General features: G+C 39.0%; 14 protein-coding genes and 1 pseudogene. 6 read left to right on the top strand and 9 right to left on the bottom strand.

Annotation, left to right across the window (positions count from 1 at the left end; genetic code table 11):
* Position 1 precedes the first annotated feature (1 nt).
* Positions 2-1,429 carry a processed acidic surface protein gene (locus D0469_RS03705; protein ID WP_117325281.1) on the bottom strand — a complete coding sequence of 476 codons (1,428 nt, stop codon included), beginning with the start codon at positions 1,427-1,429 and terminating at the stop codon, positions 2-4.
* Between the two features lie 265 nt (positions 1,430-1,694).
* Here D0469_RS03705 and D0469_RS03700 point away from each other — a divergent pair, with 265 nt between their 5' ends.
* Positions 1,695-2,228, top strand: coding sequence for a hypothetical protein (locus D0469_RS03700; protein WP_117325280.1), 534 nt, complete (start codon positions 1,695-1,697; stop codon positions 2,226-2,228).
* 40 nt (positions 2,229-2,268) lie between these two features.
* Here D0469_RS03700 and D0469_RS03695 read toward each other — a convergent pair whose 3' ends face one another.
* The 3 genes from D0469_RS03695 to D0469_RS03685 form a co-directional block, all read right to left on the bottom strand.
* On the bottom strand, positions 2,269-2,811 hold the full coding sequence (locus D0469_RS03695; RefSeq protein WP_117325279.1) for a methylated-DNA--[protein]-cysteine S-methyltransferase: 543 nt from the start codon (positions 2,809-2,811) through the stop codon (positions 2,269-2,271).
* Positions 2,795-3,448 carry a bifunctional transcriptional activator/DNA repair enzyme AdaA gene (locus D0469_RS03690; RefSeq protein ID WP_117325278.1) on the bottom strand — a complete coding sequence of 218 codons (654 nt, stop codon included), beginning with the start codon at positions 3,446-3,448 and terminating at the stop codon, positions 2,795-2,797. The genes D0469_RS03695 and D0469_RS03690 overlap by 17 nt, the downstream gene beginning before the upstream one ends.
* A 137-nt stretch (positions 3,449-3,585) precedes the next feature.
* Positions 3,586-3,939 (bottom strand): cupin domain-containing protein, encoded by a 354-nt coding sequence (locus tag D0469_RS03685; RefSeq protein WP_117325277.1) that lies wholly within the window; start codon positions 3,937-3,939, stop codon positions 3,586-3,588.
* Between the two features lie 143 nt (positions 3,940-4,082).
* On the opposite strand from D0469_RS03685, the gene D0469_RS03680 reads away from it, so the two are divergent.
* Positions 4,083-4,490 carry an RDD family protein gene (locus tag D0469_RS03680; RefSeq protein ID WP_117325276.1) on the top strand — a complete coding sequence of 136 codons (408 nt, stop codon included), beginning with the start codon at positions 4,083-4,085 and terminating at the stop codon, positions 4,488-4,490.
* Positions 4,491-4,610: 120 nt separating this feature from the next.
* Here the strand turns inward: D0469_RS03680 and D0469_RS03675 are convergent.
* Both D0469_RS03675 and D0469_RS03670 read right to left on the bottom strand, forming a co-directional pair.
* Positions 4,611-5,274, bottom strand: a pseudogene (locus D0469_RS03675) (HAD family hydrolase).
* Between the two features lie 31 nt (positions 5,275-5,305).
* Complete coding sequence (locus tag D0469_RS03670) at positions 5,306-6,109, bottom strand: FG-GAP repeat domain-containing protein (RefSeq protein WP_117325275.1); 804 nt, start codon at positions 6,107-6,109, stop codon at positions 5,306-5,308.
* A gap of 431 nt (positions 6,110-6,540) precedes the next feature.
* On the opposite strand from D0469_RS03670, the gene D0469_RS03665 reads away from it, so the two are divergent.
* Positions 6,541-7,026: a sigma-70 family RNA polymerase sigma factor gene (locus D0469_RS03665; RefSeq protein ID WP_158553340.1), complete on the top strand. Its 486-nt coding sequence runs from the start codon at positions 6,541-6,543 to the stop codon at positions 7,024-7,026.
* 520 nt (positions 7,027-7,546) lie between these two features.
* Here the strand turns inward: D0469_RS03665 and D0469_RS03655 are convergent.
* The gene (locus D0469_RS03655; RefSeq protein WP_117325273.1) at positions 7,547-7,741 is read right to left on the bottom strand and encodes a hypothetical protein; all 195 of its coding nucleotides are present in this window, start codon (positions 7,739-7,741) and stop codon (positions 7,547-7,549) included.
* Positions 7,742-8,104: 363 nt separating this feature from the next.
* On the opposite strand from D0469_RS03655, the gene D0469_RS03650 reads away from it, so the two are divergent.
* The 3 genes from D0469_RS03650 (at position 8,105) to D0469_RS03635 (ending at position 10,171) form a co-directional block, all read left to right on the top strand.
* Complete coding sequence (locus D0469_RS03650; protein WP_117325272.1) at positions 8,105-8,296, top strand: YkvS family protein; 192 nt, start codon at positions 8,105-8,107, stop codon at positions 8,294-8,296.
* Positions 8,297-8,465: 169 nt separating this feature from the next.
* Entirely contained in the window at positions 8,466-9,077 is a 612-nt protein-coding gene (locus D0469_RS03645; RefSeq protein ID WP_117325271.1) for a CPBP family intramembrane glutamic endopeptidase, read from the top strand.
* Between the two features lie 362 nt (positions 9,078-9,439).
* Positions 9,440-10,171 (top strand): hypothetical protein, encoded by a 732-nt coding sequence (locus D0469_RS03635; RefSeq protein ID WP_117325269.1) that lies wholly within the window; start codon positions 9,440-9,442, stop codon positions 10,169-10,171.
* A gap of 73 nt (positions 10,172-10,244) precedes the next feature.
* On the opposite strand, the gene D0469_RS03630 is transcribed toward D0469_RS03635, so the two are convergent.
* The gene (locus D0469_RS03630) at positions 10,245-11,288 is read right to left on the bottom strand and encodes a YkvI family membrane protein (protein ID WP_117325268.1); all 1,044 of its coding nucleotides are present in this window, start codon (positions 11,286-11,288) and stop codon (positions 10,245-10,247) included.
* A 243-nt stretch (positions 11,289-11,531) separates the two neighbouring features.
* Positions 11,532-13,226, bottom strand: a complete 1,695-nt coding sequence (locus D0469_RS03625; RefSeq protein WP_117325267.1) for a M3 family oligoendopeptidase — start codon at positions 13,224-13,226, stop codon at positions 11,532-11,534.
* Positions 13,227-13,334 lie beyond the last annotated feature (108 nt).

Raw genomic sequence — 13,334 nt, 5'->3', positions numbered from 1 at the left:
GTTAAGTATTCCTTGCCTGTCGATAAATCAATACCCCTGCAAGGGCAATAAAGATGCCAAGGAGCATATTCGGAATGTAGTCGGAAGCCGTTTTTGGCAGCTTGGCCCCTTTTACAGTTTTAAATGCTTTATTCTGTTGGCTTTCACGTTTTTCAATCATTTTTTCCTTTGCATTGATAACAGGAGCCGTTTGAGCTGAACCTACTACTTCCTCAACAGACTTTTCGATTTGTGAGCCAGCCATAGTAACAGTCTGTGAATCAACTAATTCATCTGTGATCAAAAGGTCTGCCAGGAAAGTGCCATCTGTGTTATAAAGGATTACTTTTAATTTGGCTCCCTTTAGTTGCTCCAATTGCAGCATTTCTGCAATTGACAGTGGAGTTTCTGTCCCGTTTAACACCAGTCTATAAGATGCTTTCAGTTTAAAAATGGATAGGAATTCATCGTAAATGCTGTTCAATTCAGATAATTGCTCAGCTGTTATCTCATCGATGGAATCGAACTCTTCAAACCGCTCCATCCGTTCACCCAATTGCTCCATTCGTTCCAATAGAGCCTCATCGGAAAAATATTCTTCCAATGAAGTAAAATGGTCTTCCAGACGTTTAAGCTCTTCTTCAGTAAGCCCGAGTTCTTCTTCAAACATTGGCAAAAGCTCTTCTGCCAGCTCTTCTTCCATACCCGGCAGCAATCCTTCTGAAAACTCCCAAATATCTGCCTCTAACTGATCAATATAAACATAGTCATCAAGGTCTTTTTCATTCTCTTCCAACAAAGATATGATAGCTGGTTGGTCAAGTTCATATGTCTCTTTAAAATAATCCAAATTGCTTAAGTCAGCTTTAATTACATCTCCGAGGAATGCCTTCAAATCCTGAACTGTTTCATAGCTTTGAAGATCATCCCCATAAAACCTTAGGCTGGACTCGATATGAGCCTTTGTAATCTCAAAACCTCTAATTTTACTAATTTCAATTAGATAATCAGAAAGGTTTTGTTCGAAATTTGGATCCCTTTCAAAAACACCATCCTCTGTATATGTGTATACAGCTTCATAAAGATCATCCACAAAAACATAATCAATCAATCCTTCGCCATTCTCCTGCAATAATTGTACAAGACTTTCCTCATCCAAACCGTGTTCTTCAAAAAGTTCATCCAGGTTAGTTAAATCCGCTTTGATGACTTCACCAAGGAAATCGCTAACCTCTTTAACCGAATTAAAAGAACTAAGCGATTCGTCGTAGGCAGCAAGTGACGCTTCTACATCTTCCTTCGTCACTTCGAAACCTCTTTCCTCACTGGATTTATGTAGATATTCAGCCAGTTCTTGCTCAAAATCAGACGATTGAGCTGCCATTGTTACTTGCGGAAATAATGCCATTAACAAGGATAATGAAAGTATAATTGCCCCTAATTTTTTCATGATGTACCTCTCTTTTTCCTAAGATGCTATATGATTCTAGGAAATTATAATGGAGCCGCTATCAATTAACAATGAGGGTGTTGTTTCCAATTTGCGAGTACCAAACCCCTTAAGGAAACAGTTATTTTTATTCATTTTTTTAATGGTGATTTTTAAGTGCAGGCTGTAGGCAGGTAAAGTTCTTTTGCATAATCAAATTGTCGTTTTTGTTTATATTTACGTGTAAGTGGTAACGTAAAAATATAACAACAGGGAGGTTTGATAAATGACCATATTTACAAAACTTGTGACGATTCCTCTCGGTTTCGGACTGTTACTCCTTGGTGGATGCAGCAGTGAAGAAGCATCACAGGAAACAAAACAAGCAACAAAGCAAATTGAGAAGAAAGTGGAACAGGCCGCCGGGACAGTAAAGGAAAAAACCGGTGAACTCTCCGACGAGGTTAAGACCGAAACCCCAAAAGTCATGCAAAATATGAAAGATTCATACAAAGAGGGGGAACAAAAAATAGAAGAAAATGTTCTTCAAAAAGGGGATAAAGCTATTGCAAACAAGGACGGATACCTCGCAATAACCCCTGAAGCTTACGATGAACTTTATCAGCTGATAGAGGTAAACGATTTTAAAGGCGTTGAAAATATTGAAAAAGACAACCAGGTAATTGAAATTACCAAAAGTACTGAAGTAGAGATTATCGAAAGGGATGTTATCCGCACGAAAGTTAAGACGCTGGAATCAAATAAAGAGGGCTATCTTCCTACTTCCCTTCTTGAACCCGTTAACAATAATGCCAAATAGGAGCAGGATTGTTTTCCTGCTCCAGTGTTTAGATCATACTCTAGAGCAGATTCCTTTCTGCCAGCGAAGTGTCCTTCTCCAGTTCAAGCAACTGGAGCTTCATGTCCAGGCCTCCCCTGTATCCGGTAAGGGAACCATTTTTCCCAATTACCCGATGGCACGGCACGGTGATTAGTAATGGATTTGCGCCGATTGCTGTTCCTACCGCCCGAACAGAAGCAGGTTTTTGGATAGCATTTGCTATTTCAGTATATGTTCGAGTTTGTCCATATGGAATTTGACAAAGTGCATCCCAGACAGAAAGCTGAAACGGGGTACCGTATAAATCAAGAGGCAAAGTGAAGTTGTTCCTTGCTCCTTTAAGATATTCGAACAATTCCCTGGCATAAGGCTGCAGCTTGGCTTCATCCTGAATGATAAGTCTGCCTGGCAATCTTTTTCGTGCCCAAACTGATAATTCACCAAACGACTGGTTTTGCGAGCCAATAAAACAAAGCCCTCTCTCAGTTGCAGCAATGTGCATTTTCCAATTCCCATGAACAAATAACGACCAATGAATTATATGATTATTCTCGGCTGCCATCGAACAAGCACCTCCGAGTAGTTTTGCTGCGTTCTAGTTGCCGGTATTCTGTAGGTGTAAGGCCTGTTTCCTTTTTAAACAACGTTATAAAATAAGAAATATTAGGGATCCCAACAAACAAGGCTATATCAGTTACTGGATCTCTTGCATTAGCAAGATACAGTCTTGCCCTGTCCATTCTCGTTTGCTGTATATAGGCAACTGGAGTAATCCCTGTTATCTTCTTAAATGTTCTGTGCAAATGATATGGACTGCCATGGCATGCTTCCGCCAATATACTAAGTGTAAGCTTTTTGTCATAATGTTTGTCAATGTATTCGGTTATCGCCGAAACCCACTCCTGATCTGGCAGCCTCTGGCCAGTTGGCCTGCAGCGCTTACACGGACGGAAATGTGCTGAGATGGCATGCTGGGCAGTGAAAAAAATCAAGACATTCTCTTTTCTCGGGACCCTGGATTTACAGGATGGTTTGCAAAAGATCCCTGTGCTCTTAACAGCATAGAAAAATTGATTATTATAATCACTATCATTATTTATAATGGCTTGCCACTGTTCTTCAGTCAGCTGTTCGCTGTCAGGTCCAGTCGTTTTTATTTCAACAGTTCCATTTTGCCGTTTTGGGTGAACTTGATCCATCACACGCACCTCCACATATAAGTATACCCTTGACATTCTATTATGTCCGCAAGTGAAAGTGTAATAGCAAGATATTGATACTCTGATAGCCTGAGTAAAAATTGGAATCTCCTGCTTTATCGAGTTTTCTAAGTCATTTAAGTAAATTTATTATTAACTAAGACCCTATCCCCTTTGCTATTAGGCTGCGAAATGACTAATAACTCAACACCTGATCCAGTGTGATTAAATATTTGATGCGGAACCTGCGGGGGTACCTCATACCCTTCCTGCGGTTTCAAAATGTTTCGCTGACCATTCACCTCGAGCGTTGCTGACCCTGACAAGATAAAGAAAAATTGTCGTGAATGCAGATGGTAATGGCGCACTTCACTTGTATTTCCCGGCATATGTTCATGTATGATACTCAATTCCTGATTTTTAACTAAATGCCAGCCATCACAATTATCTCCCCAAAGATAATGTTCGGCATTGTGTTTACTTATTTTCATCTTCTGATTCCTCCTTTTTGTTATGCAAGCCTTTTTTTCATAACTCCCCAAACCTGATAATGAACGATTGCATTATTTTCCTATATCGGATTATGATTTTTCCTTGTAAAATGTAGAAGTAAAAATAAAAAAGGGGACTGATTATGTACAATAACAGACCAGCAGGCTTTTGGATCAGGTTAGGATCAATCGTTATTGACGGTTTACTATTCCTTCCTATCTATTTAATCTTCTTATTTATGGGCGTTTCAGACACAAATACCGAACTGGTTGTAAACAGCATTAATTTTTTATATTTTCTTATTGTTCCTGTGCTATGGGCCGGTTTTACAGTAGGTAAACGAGCTGTTGGAATCCGCATTGTACGGATAGATGGCGGCAAAGTCACTATATGGACTACGGTCAAAAGATATATATTAGCTTCACTTATCTATGTTGTTACATTAGGTTTAGGAGTACTAGTAAGTGCGTTTATGATTGGTCTTCGCCAGGACAAACGCTCTATCCACGATTTCGTTGCTGGAACAGAAATTGTTCATATTTCTAAATAATTGACCGTAAATCGTATTTACTATTAAATAAAGTAAATAAAACCTGTATGTTAGATTAAAGAAATCTTTCATACAGGCTTTTCTATTTATTGGTGCGAAACTTTCAATAATCAAATACCATTAAAAATTTACCCTATCGTCAAGGAGGCTTACCACTTCACTAAGGCTTTTTTCGGCCATAGAGGTGATCCGGGCATGATGATTTTTAAAATCTAATCCTTCTGTAACTGGATTGGGAACGATCACACACTTTACACCTGCAGCCTGGGCAGCTTGCAGTCCATTAAGCGAGTCTTCAAAGGCAATAGCTTCTGCAGCATTAATTTTTAGGGCTTCGATCGCCTTTAAGTACAAATCAGGGGCTGGTTTTACTTGGACTACATCATCACTTGTAATAATATGATCAAAATAATGTAAGAGCTCAAGTGTCCTTAAATAGTTTGTAACCCATTCTTTGGAAGAACTAGAAGCCAGAGCAATCTTATAGCCCGATGTACGTGCTTCCTCCAGATAATCCTCAACACCTTCCCTTGCCTGTGGGGAGGTCATTTTTGCCAATACAATACTCTTGGCTTTAGCTTCTATCTCCTCCTTATTGCAGCTTGCCCCCATCTGTTCCTCTATGTAAGTAAATAGTACAGTATCACTTGTACCAATGCATTTTGAATTGTTCCAAAGGCAAATCTACCTGATATGAACTCATGGTCTCTTTGTATGCCTCATACCAAATAGATTCTGTATCAACAATTAATCCATCAAAGTCGAAAATAATTGCTTTTATCATTAAATACTCTCCTAGCTTCTATGGTCATCCTTTATTTTTCCTTTTGTTCAATTCTCTTTTGCAATTCTTCAAACAGCTGATTCTGCTGGTTGAATGAAATGCCTTTTTGAATGGAAGTTTCGGCCTCTTCCATCAGATTTGCTTTAATTTGAGCGTCAGCAAGTGAATACCAATAAAACCAGGCATCCATTTCTCTGATCTTTCCTTCATAAAACTTTTTAATTATTGGGTAATACTCAGAATATGCTTCTTCATCAAGCATAAATTTTTTGCCATCCCACCTAAGTACGTCAACCAGATAGGTATCACAGCAATACCGTTGCCAAACAGCTAAATAGGTTTGGTTATCACGGATAAGCAGCTCTAATTTATGATAGTATGCCAGCTCGGCAATCTTTTTAAGTGTCTGTCCCTGCCATTGAAAAACTTCCAATTCATTGCCCGCGGAAGCCCCTATCATCCAGCCAATGAGAAGATCGTCCGTTCCATCCCCTGTGATATCTGTTATAGTCATACGTTCAACATCGAAACCCTTACCAGGTATTTCCCAAATCTTTTTCCATTTCCCTCTTACCTTTTTAAGGACCATTGCTTTCAAATGATTTTGTGTATCCTTCTTTTTATACACCGCAATTATTTCGTTCTGTCCGTCTTTATCAAAATCGTACTCTTGAATTGGCTTGCTACTCAATGGCTCATCTGGTTTAATCAGCTCTGAATTGGGCAGCATAAAACGTTCCACGATATCTTTCGAATCACTTACTTGATTTATTTCTGCTGACAGGGAGTTAAAAAAAGAAAGCGCTAATAGAGAAGAAAGGATAAGGATCCTCATATGTTTCAGCTCCTTTGAAAGTGATCAAAGGTTACCTTTCCCTATATTTGCCGATTCTAAAAATTACCGTTACCGGCGTCCCTAAGCAGTTTCCACTCTTCCCTTACATAATTAATTATAAATATTCACAAGAGCAGTTTCTATTTTCTCACTAAAAATTCTTCTCCAAGTCCAGCTGCATATTGTGAGCAGCTTCAGCGTTGTATTATTTAGCTTCTAAAACCCTTTTGAATTTGTGCCAAATAATTCAAAAACTCCATATTCTTGCGTTTTGAATTTTCATAATTCTTGTTTTGCAGGATGAAACGTTAAAAATGGCCGGTGTAAACAGTTCAAAATAAAATTTTGCCTTTTCGACGCGCATTTATTTACGGTTTATGTTTAGAATACCCGGGAATAACCGAAAAGCGCTTTTCAGAAGGCTGCATACCTTGGAAACATTTTCTGATTTAGCTGTTCAATATACACCGTTAATTAAAAGCATTATCCGCTCATTGTCCATTTATAAAAATAAAGAAGATTATTTTCAAATTGGGCTGCTTGCATTATGGGAAGCTGAAATAAAGTATATACCTGAAAAGGGCTCCTTTTTATCCTTTGCATATTCCATAATAAAAGGAAGGCTGCTTAATGAACTGAAAAAAAGCCATAAGTGGGAAGAAAGAAACCAGCTCTCCTTTGAACAAAGTGGAGTGGTAGGTGAAGGAATACCGTTTCAGGAAAATTTCCTCGAACTTGAGCAGCTGGATTGCTATTGCGCTGGCTTAACTCCCAACCAAAAGCAATGGCTAATCCTTGCAAACTTTCATCAAATGTCGATAACTGAAATAGCAATGCATATGAACTCTACACCGTCTGCAGTGAAATCATGGCGGCGATCAGCTTTGAAAAAATTAAGAGAAACAATAGAAAGGTGAAAACTAGATAAGCAGCTTTTTATAAAGCATCCCTTATTATAAAGAAAGAAATAAAAAAATGGTGCTGATTTCTAAAATCAGGGCCATTTTTTTACGTAACCTATTTCTTAACTATTTTCCCGTTTACTATCTTCACAATAAGAAATTGCCTGCAGCTTATTCCAAACATTTTTCCTCGCCTGAGAACTTTGGGCTGCAATTTGATCCTTCGAGATAAAGTAAATTGAAAACGAAGTTTCTATAGAATTATTATGGATATCGATCCGGTTTGGGCCTGGTCTCCTCTCATATAGTCCGGAAAAAGAAAATTTCCAAGGGAATAAGCGATCGGCCTCCCTTTGTAGTATTCAAATTAAAAATTCCTTCCCTTAGTAATTTCCATTATTTTAATAAGATGACAGGAAAAAGACTGTCGAACTGTGCATCAATTATAAAAGAGCGTCTGTTCCTAAAAAGCGCAAAAAAAGACAGGCATCCGATTATAAAAAGGATGCCTGTCCTTTAAACTAATTATGTCTTGTCAGCTTCTTGGTTCAGCCATATAACGATAGATAACTTCCCCGCCATGCTGGGCAATTCCCCTGAAGTGCTTGAAATCGGGCCGTGTTACCAATACAGAACGAAAGGTAAGGAAATCTTGCTTCGTTACTTTAAACTCCTCTATTTCCCGAGAGGATAGCTGATCCAGAATCATCCTTATTTCTACCTCGCGCAATGATGACACCTCTTCAAAATTATTTGCGTTTCACCAATGTATTTTACCATGTAATAACTCAAATTTTATCTCAAAAAGTTTTTATTCGATTTTTACTCCTCTGCTATCGGAAAAGAAACTGAATTGTTTAAAAGGAAAGAAAGTAAATATTTTGATATTTAGTCTTTACGAAAATGATAAAATAGTGCAAAATGTATGTATTCTTTAATAACGAAGCGGTATTCACATCGGGAACATTAAATGGATATCTTATAATACCGGTTTCAAAAAAGTTCCTGCACAGCCCTGTAAAGAACAAAAATGGTTCTAAAGGTTAAAGCAAGACAAAGGTCTAACCAAGAAAACTGAAAAAGGGTGAGTATATTGAAAATTGCTGAAGTAGGAGATATTATTGAATTTCGCGATGGATTAAGAGGGATTGTTGAAAAGGTTAATGAAAATTCCGTAATCGTAGATGTAACATATATGGACAACTACCGCGATCTTGAATTGGAACAGAAAACAGTTGTAAATCATAAAAACTATAAGATTGTTAAAGAAAAAGCTACTTCATAACGCCCGAAAAAATGTAAGCCCTGCCATTATTAAACGGCAGGGTTTTTTGCTATCCAAAATCAAATAAAACTTTACATCTAAAGTCCTCAATTTGCCTGGGACTCTTATACAAAATGGTAACGATTTTGTTATTATATTATTGGTTATTTTTGAAAGGAGATTGTCTTGTATGAAAAAATGCTCCCCAGATTTTCGGTTGCCTATCATATTAGCAATCGCACATCTTTTATTATACTTTACATATCAGAATAATGATGTATTTTGGTACATATATACCGCTGCTATTTTATATTTGATAAGTATGGCCATTATCCATGAAAAAATGGATGATTTCCTGCCTTTTTCAAAATATATTTTATGGGGGCTGCTGTCCGGCATATTTTTGTATGGGATATTTTGGACTGGCCGGATGCTTTTAGGTTTTGGATTCAGCGAACTTGTAGCCGATGTAAAAAGTTTATACCGTCATTATTCTCCATTGATGATCTGGCATTACTTAGTGCTCATTTTGATTATCATTCCTGGAGAAGAAGTTTTCTGGAGAGGGTTTGTCCAAAAGCGGCTAACCAGATATTTTTCACAAAAGTTATCTATCGTCTTATCTGCCCTGATGTATGCATTTCCCATGATTTATGCAGAAAACACAGTGTTGGTAATCGCCGGAATAACGGGAGGTCTCATGTGGGGTTGGCTGTATGCCTGGAAAAAAAGCCTGCCAGCCGTGATTGTATCCCATATTGTGTTTGATTTCCTGCTCCTTGAATTTTTACCTTTAGGTTAGCACCTTAATTTACTCAAGCTTCCTTTTACTTCATAGTAATCCTGAAGGTCCCATTGTCTGTCAGGTTTTCTATTATCGGATAGGCAGCAAATAGATTTATTTTGTATGAGCAAAAATGTCGATTCCAAGAATTATGTCGATTTACCCTTATATATAGAATGGAATACCATTATAATAATACTAAGGAAAGGCGTGGGTGTTTTGGCTTTCCCTTTCAACAGATGTAACCTTTTCCAGCGGGATACGTCTATCACTGTAACCTCTTTGAAATTGCCCTTGGACGAACTAGGAAAAACAGAATTGTACCCGAAACGCCAGGCTAAAATCTGGTTAAAATGGGACAAGTTACAGGAGGAAGATTAATGAAATCACTAAAAACGTTATTTATCGGCGCAAGTGTTGCTGGCCTGCTATTATCCGGCTGCGGTACCCAAGCCCAACCGGAGAAGTCTGAAGCACCAAAAGAGAAAGCTGCAGAACAGCCTGCAACTGAGGAAAAAGAAAATACAAATACAGCAGGAAACACTGAAAGTGAAACTGAATCTGCCACTGAACCTTCAGAACAAACAGACACAGCAACGGAAGATGCAGCCAGCACCCAATCCGAAACTGCTTCTGAAACAAAAACGACGGTCCGTACACCTGAGCAGAATCTTCAATTCTCTATTAATGGTGAAGAGAAGCAAGCTACTGCCTTCCTGAAAAAGAGTGACAACCAGAATTTCTCTTTATACGTGCTTCCTGAATATGAACTAACAGGTGAGGAGCCAAATAAAGATCTTCTTTTCTTCAAAGAATCGGAAGACATCTCTATGAGGATTGAATTGCTTCCCGAGAACGCTGATTGGGCTGCTGCCGAGGAAAATGTGCGCGCCCAGCTACAAGCCGTATCAGAAACAATTACAGCTCCTTCTGATCCAAAACTGGCGATTTCTAACGGTGTCGCATTAGAAGCAGCTTCCGGCGACGATATAGTGACTAGCTTCCTTTTCAAGGACGCCAAAAATCCGTTTAAGCTGACTATCTTTACAACCAAGAAAGCGGATCACCGTCAAGCATTACTGGAAATGGGCAAAACAGTCCTGAAAAACTAATATGAATTATTGAAACCTTGCCCATCAAAGCGGCAAGGTTTTTTCTGGTATAATATGAAAAATAAGAAACTCTTTACCCTTCATGATTCCAATTCTTCCTCCATACCAAGGCTAAGAATATCAGGCTGATGTACCCGAATAAGGGATATAAGTAAGATAATAGCTTCCCATATTCTACGATGCTAATAAAATATGTAACCAGGAAAATACCAATAAATATTACCGGATCAGGGAGCTTAACATATGTTTGAATCTGCCTTCCCAAACCGAAAAGGTTTCCGATTACCGAAGTGAATATCTCTCCATAGATTACAAAAATAAAGATCCAGTATAAACTGCTTGCCGCGTTTTTCATTAGCTCAGCCGTGGGTATGCTATATTGGTCAACGTCTGTAAGGGTGCTAAGTGAAATATGGCTTGTAAGCAAAATTACAGTCAGGAATACCCCTCCCAGAACAGCACCCCTGTAAATCATTCTCTTATCCTTGACTTCATTTGCTATAGGGACCAGAACCACCTGTGCCAGTGCCAGATTAAAAGCTGCATAGGAAAAGGGAGAAACCATGGCCCGCCAGCCTGCTTCATGAACGTTTGAGCCTAACAGAGCATTATGAAAACCCGCCCCATTTACCGTCAATACACAAAGGATGATGCTAAATAAGATCATAATGGGCACTACAAAAGAATTCACAGCAAAGAGGCCTTTAATTCCGGCCATCAAAACGGCAGCTGCCAAAAAGATCGTCAAAAGAGTTCCTACGTTCCGGGGAAGGCCCAGCTGCTCTTCAAACACTGCCCCTGCACCCGAGATCATGACGGAGGTTACACCCAGCAGCATAACGAGAAATATGATATTGATATAGCGGGCAATCCGTTCACCGAACAGATAATTATTTAATATTTCATATGAATCAGCGCCTATCTTTGCAGAAAGCACCATGATTTTAGCCCCGATAACAATAAACAGATACCCCGCAATTAATATTCCAATAAACCCAGAAAATCCGAATCTGGTAAAAAATTCAACAATTTCCCGGCCTGTCGCAAAACCGGCTCCAACAATAGTTCCGACATAAACTGCGGCTATTTGGAATGCACCTGACCATCTTGCAAACATTTAATCTCCCCCCTTTTCTATATATGTTTGTCAAGAGAGCTTTAGACAGGCTGTCAGTAATTCTTTTTTCAGCTTTTATGTGTTAAGGCAGATGCAAATGATTTGGAAGAAACTTTGTGGAGAAAGTAGAAAAATGGGCTTATCCGTTTGAACCTGGGGCATACTTTGAAGAGTTTTACTGTTTATAACACAAATACCCCCGATATTTCGCAATCGGGGGTATTTGTAATTTGTTTTTTAAAATCACAATGCTTTATCCTCGACAGATGAAAGCCAGTTATCAATAACACCTACAACGGATTCTATAGTGCCTTTTTCAAATGGAGAACGTAAATTCGCCGTTTTAACAAGTTCCAGGAATGATTTGCTTCCTCCCTGACGGCATAGGTTTAAGTAATCGCTCCAGGCCGCTTTATCCCCTTCCATAACTCGCTTCCAAAACTGGAATGCACAAATTTGGGCAAACGTATAGTCAATATAATAAAACGGGGAATTATAGATATGGCTCTGGCCCTGCCAGAAACCTCCTTCTTCCAAATAGTCTATTCCATCATAATCTCGATGCGGCAAATACTTTTGTTCCAAACTCTTCCAGACCTCCTTGCGTTCCTTCGGAGTAGCCTGTGGATTTTCGTAAACAAAATGCTGAAATTCATCAACAGCCACACCGTATGGCAAAAACAATAATGCATTGCTTAGGTGGGAGAATTTGTATTTCTCAGTATCCTCTTTAAAGAACAGTTCCATCCAAGGCCATGTGAAGAATTCCATGCTCATTGAATGGATTTCGCACGCCTCATAGGTAGGCCAGCTATATTCAGGAACAGCTAAATGCCTGCTGCTGTACACCTGGAATGCATGCCCAGCTTCGTGGGTTAATACATCAATATCTCCTGATGTTCCGTTAAAGTTGGAGAAAATGAATGGAGCCTTATAATTTGGGATAAAGGTGCAATAGCCTCCTCCTGCCTTCCCTTTTTTTGCTGCCAGATCCATAAGATTGTTTTCAATCATGAATTCAAAGAATTCTTTTGTCTCAGGTGAAAGCACCTCATACATTTTCTTACCGTTCTTAATAATCCAGGCAGCATCCCCTTTAGGTGTTGCATTACCCGTTGTAAAATCAAACCCTTCATCATAGTGCTTTAGTTGATCCACTCCAATACGTTCCCGTTGGCGCTCTCTTAGCTTCGTTGCCAGCGGAACAATAAATTCCTTGACCTGCTCACGGAAACCGGCTACCATTTCCGCGTTATAATCAGTGCGATTCATACGGTAATATCCCAGCTCGACAAAATTGTTAAATCCCAGAGTCCGGGCAATCTCATCGCGGACTTTTACAAGCTGGTCATAAATTTCATCAAGCTTCTCACCATGCTCCTCACGGAATCCGACCCTCGCCAACAGGGCATTTTTCCTCATTTGCCGGTCTGTCGACTCAGTAAATGGCTGCAGCTGAGCCAATGTGCGTTCTTCACCTTCAAACATAATTTTGGCAGATGCCATCAATTGTGTATATTCGGTCGATAGCTTATTTTCCTTTTGCAATAAAGGGATGATTTCAGGCGAGATTGTCTTCAGTTGGGCTTCAGCCAGGGCAAAAAGCTGATTTCCCCACTTTTCTTCTAATTCGTTCTTAAAGGGAGAGCTTAATAACTTCCGATAAAATAGTGAAACAGTCTCTTCGACCTCCGGCTGTATTTCATCCAAATATTCATTTTCCGACTTATAAAATTCATCAGCGGTATCAATCGAATGCCTTATATAACAAAGGTTAAACATTGTGTCCATATCGTTGCGCACTGTGTTTATCTCTTCTATTGCTTCAATTTGACCAGCCGCACTGCTAGCTGATTCAAAACGCTTAAGGGCAGCTTGAAAGCTTACTTTAAATAAAGTTATATCAGGGCGTATGTACTCGTATTGCTCAAATTTCATCCTTGCACATCCTTTGCAATATTGAGTAATTCTTTATTTTTAACGTCGCTATCTTAAATGTCATATAAATACCCCATTTTAGCTGCCATTATATAACAATAATATAGA

The organism is Peribacillus saganii (genome assembly GCF_003429095.1).
Lineage (GTDB): Bacteria > Bacillota > Bacilli > Bacillales > DSM-1321 > Peribacillus > Peribacillus saganii.
Note: the sequence above shows the minus strand (reverse complement) of the source record. Positions and strands in the feature narration are given on the sequence as shown.

Bases quoted from the DNA above. Each gene is read 5' to 3' on its own strand.
- D0469_RS03700 (WP_117325280.1), top strand. From the start codon at position 1,695: ATGACCATATTTACAAAACTTGTGACGATTCCTCTCGGTTTCGGACTG.
- D0469_RS03645 (WP_117325271.1), top strand. From the start codon at position 8,466: ATGAAAAAATGCTCCCCAGATTTTCGGTTGCCTATCATATTAGCAATC.
- D0469_RS03625 (WP_117325267.1), bottom strand. From the start codon at position 13,226: ATGAAATTTGAGCAATACGAGTACATACGCCCTGATATAACTTTATTT.
- D0469_RS03680 (WP_117325276.1), top strand. From the start codon at position 4,083: ATGTACAATAACAGACCAGCAGGCTTTTGGATCAGGTTAGGATCAATC.
- D0469_RS03705 (WP_117325281.1), bottom strand. From the start codon at position 1,429: ATGAAAAAATTAGGGGCAATTATACTTTCATTATCCTTGTTAATGGCA.
- D0469_RS03695 (WP_117325279.1), bottom strand. From the start codon at position 2,811: ATGGCAGCCGAGAATAATCATATAATTCATTGGTCGTTATTTGTTCAT.
- D0469_RS03685 (WP_117325277.1), bottom strand. From the start codon at position 3,939: ATGAAAATAAGTAAACACAATGCCGAACATTATCTTTGGGGAGATAAT.
- D0469_RS03690 (WP_117325278.1), bottom strand. From the start codon at position 3,448: ATGGATCAAGTTCACCCAAAACGGCAAAATGGAACTGTTGAAATAAAA.
- D0469_RS03630 (WP_117325268.1), bottom strand. From the start codon at position 11,288: ATGTTTGCAAGATGGTCAGGTGCATTCCAAATAGCCGCAGTTTATGTC.
- D0469_RS03635 (WP_117325269.1), top strand. From the start codon at position 9,440: ATGAAATCACTAAAAACGTTATTTATCGGCGCAAGTGTTGCTGGCCTG.
- D0469_RS03670 (WP_117325275.1), bottom strand. From the start codon at position 6,109: ATGAGGATCCTTATCCTTTCTTCTCTATTAGCGCTTTCTTTTTTTAAC.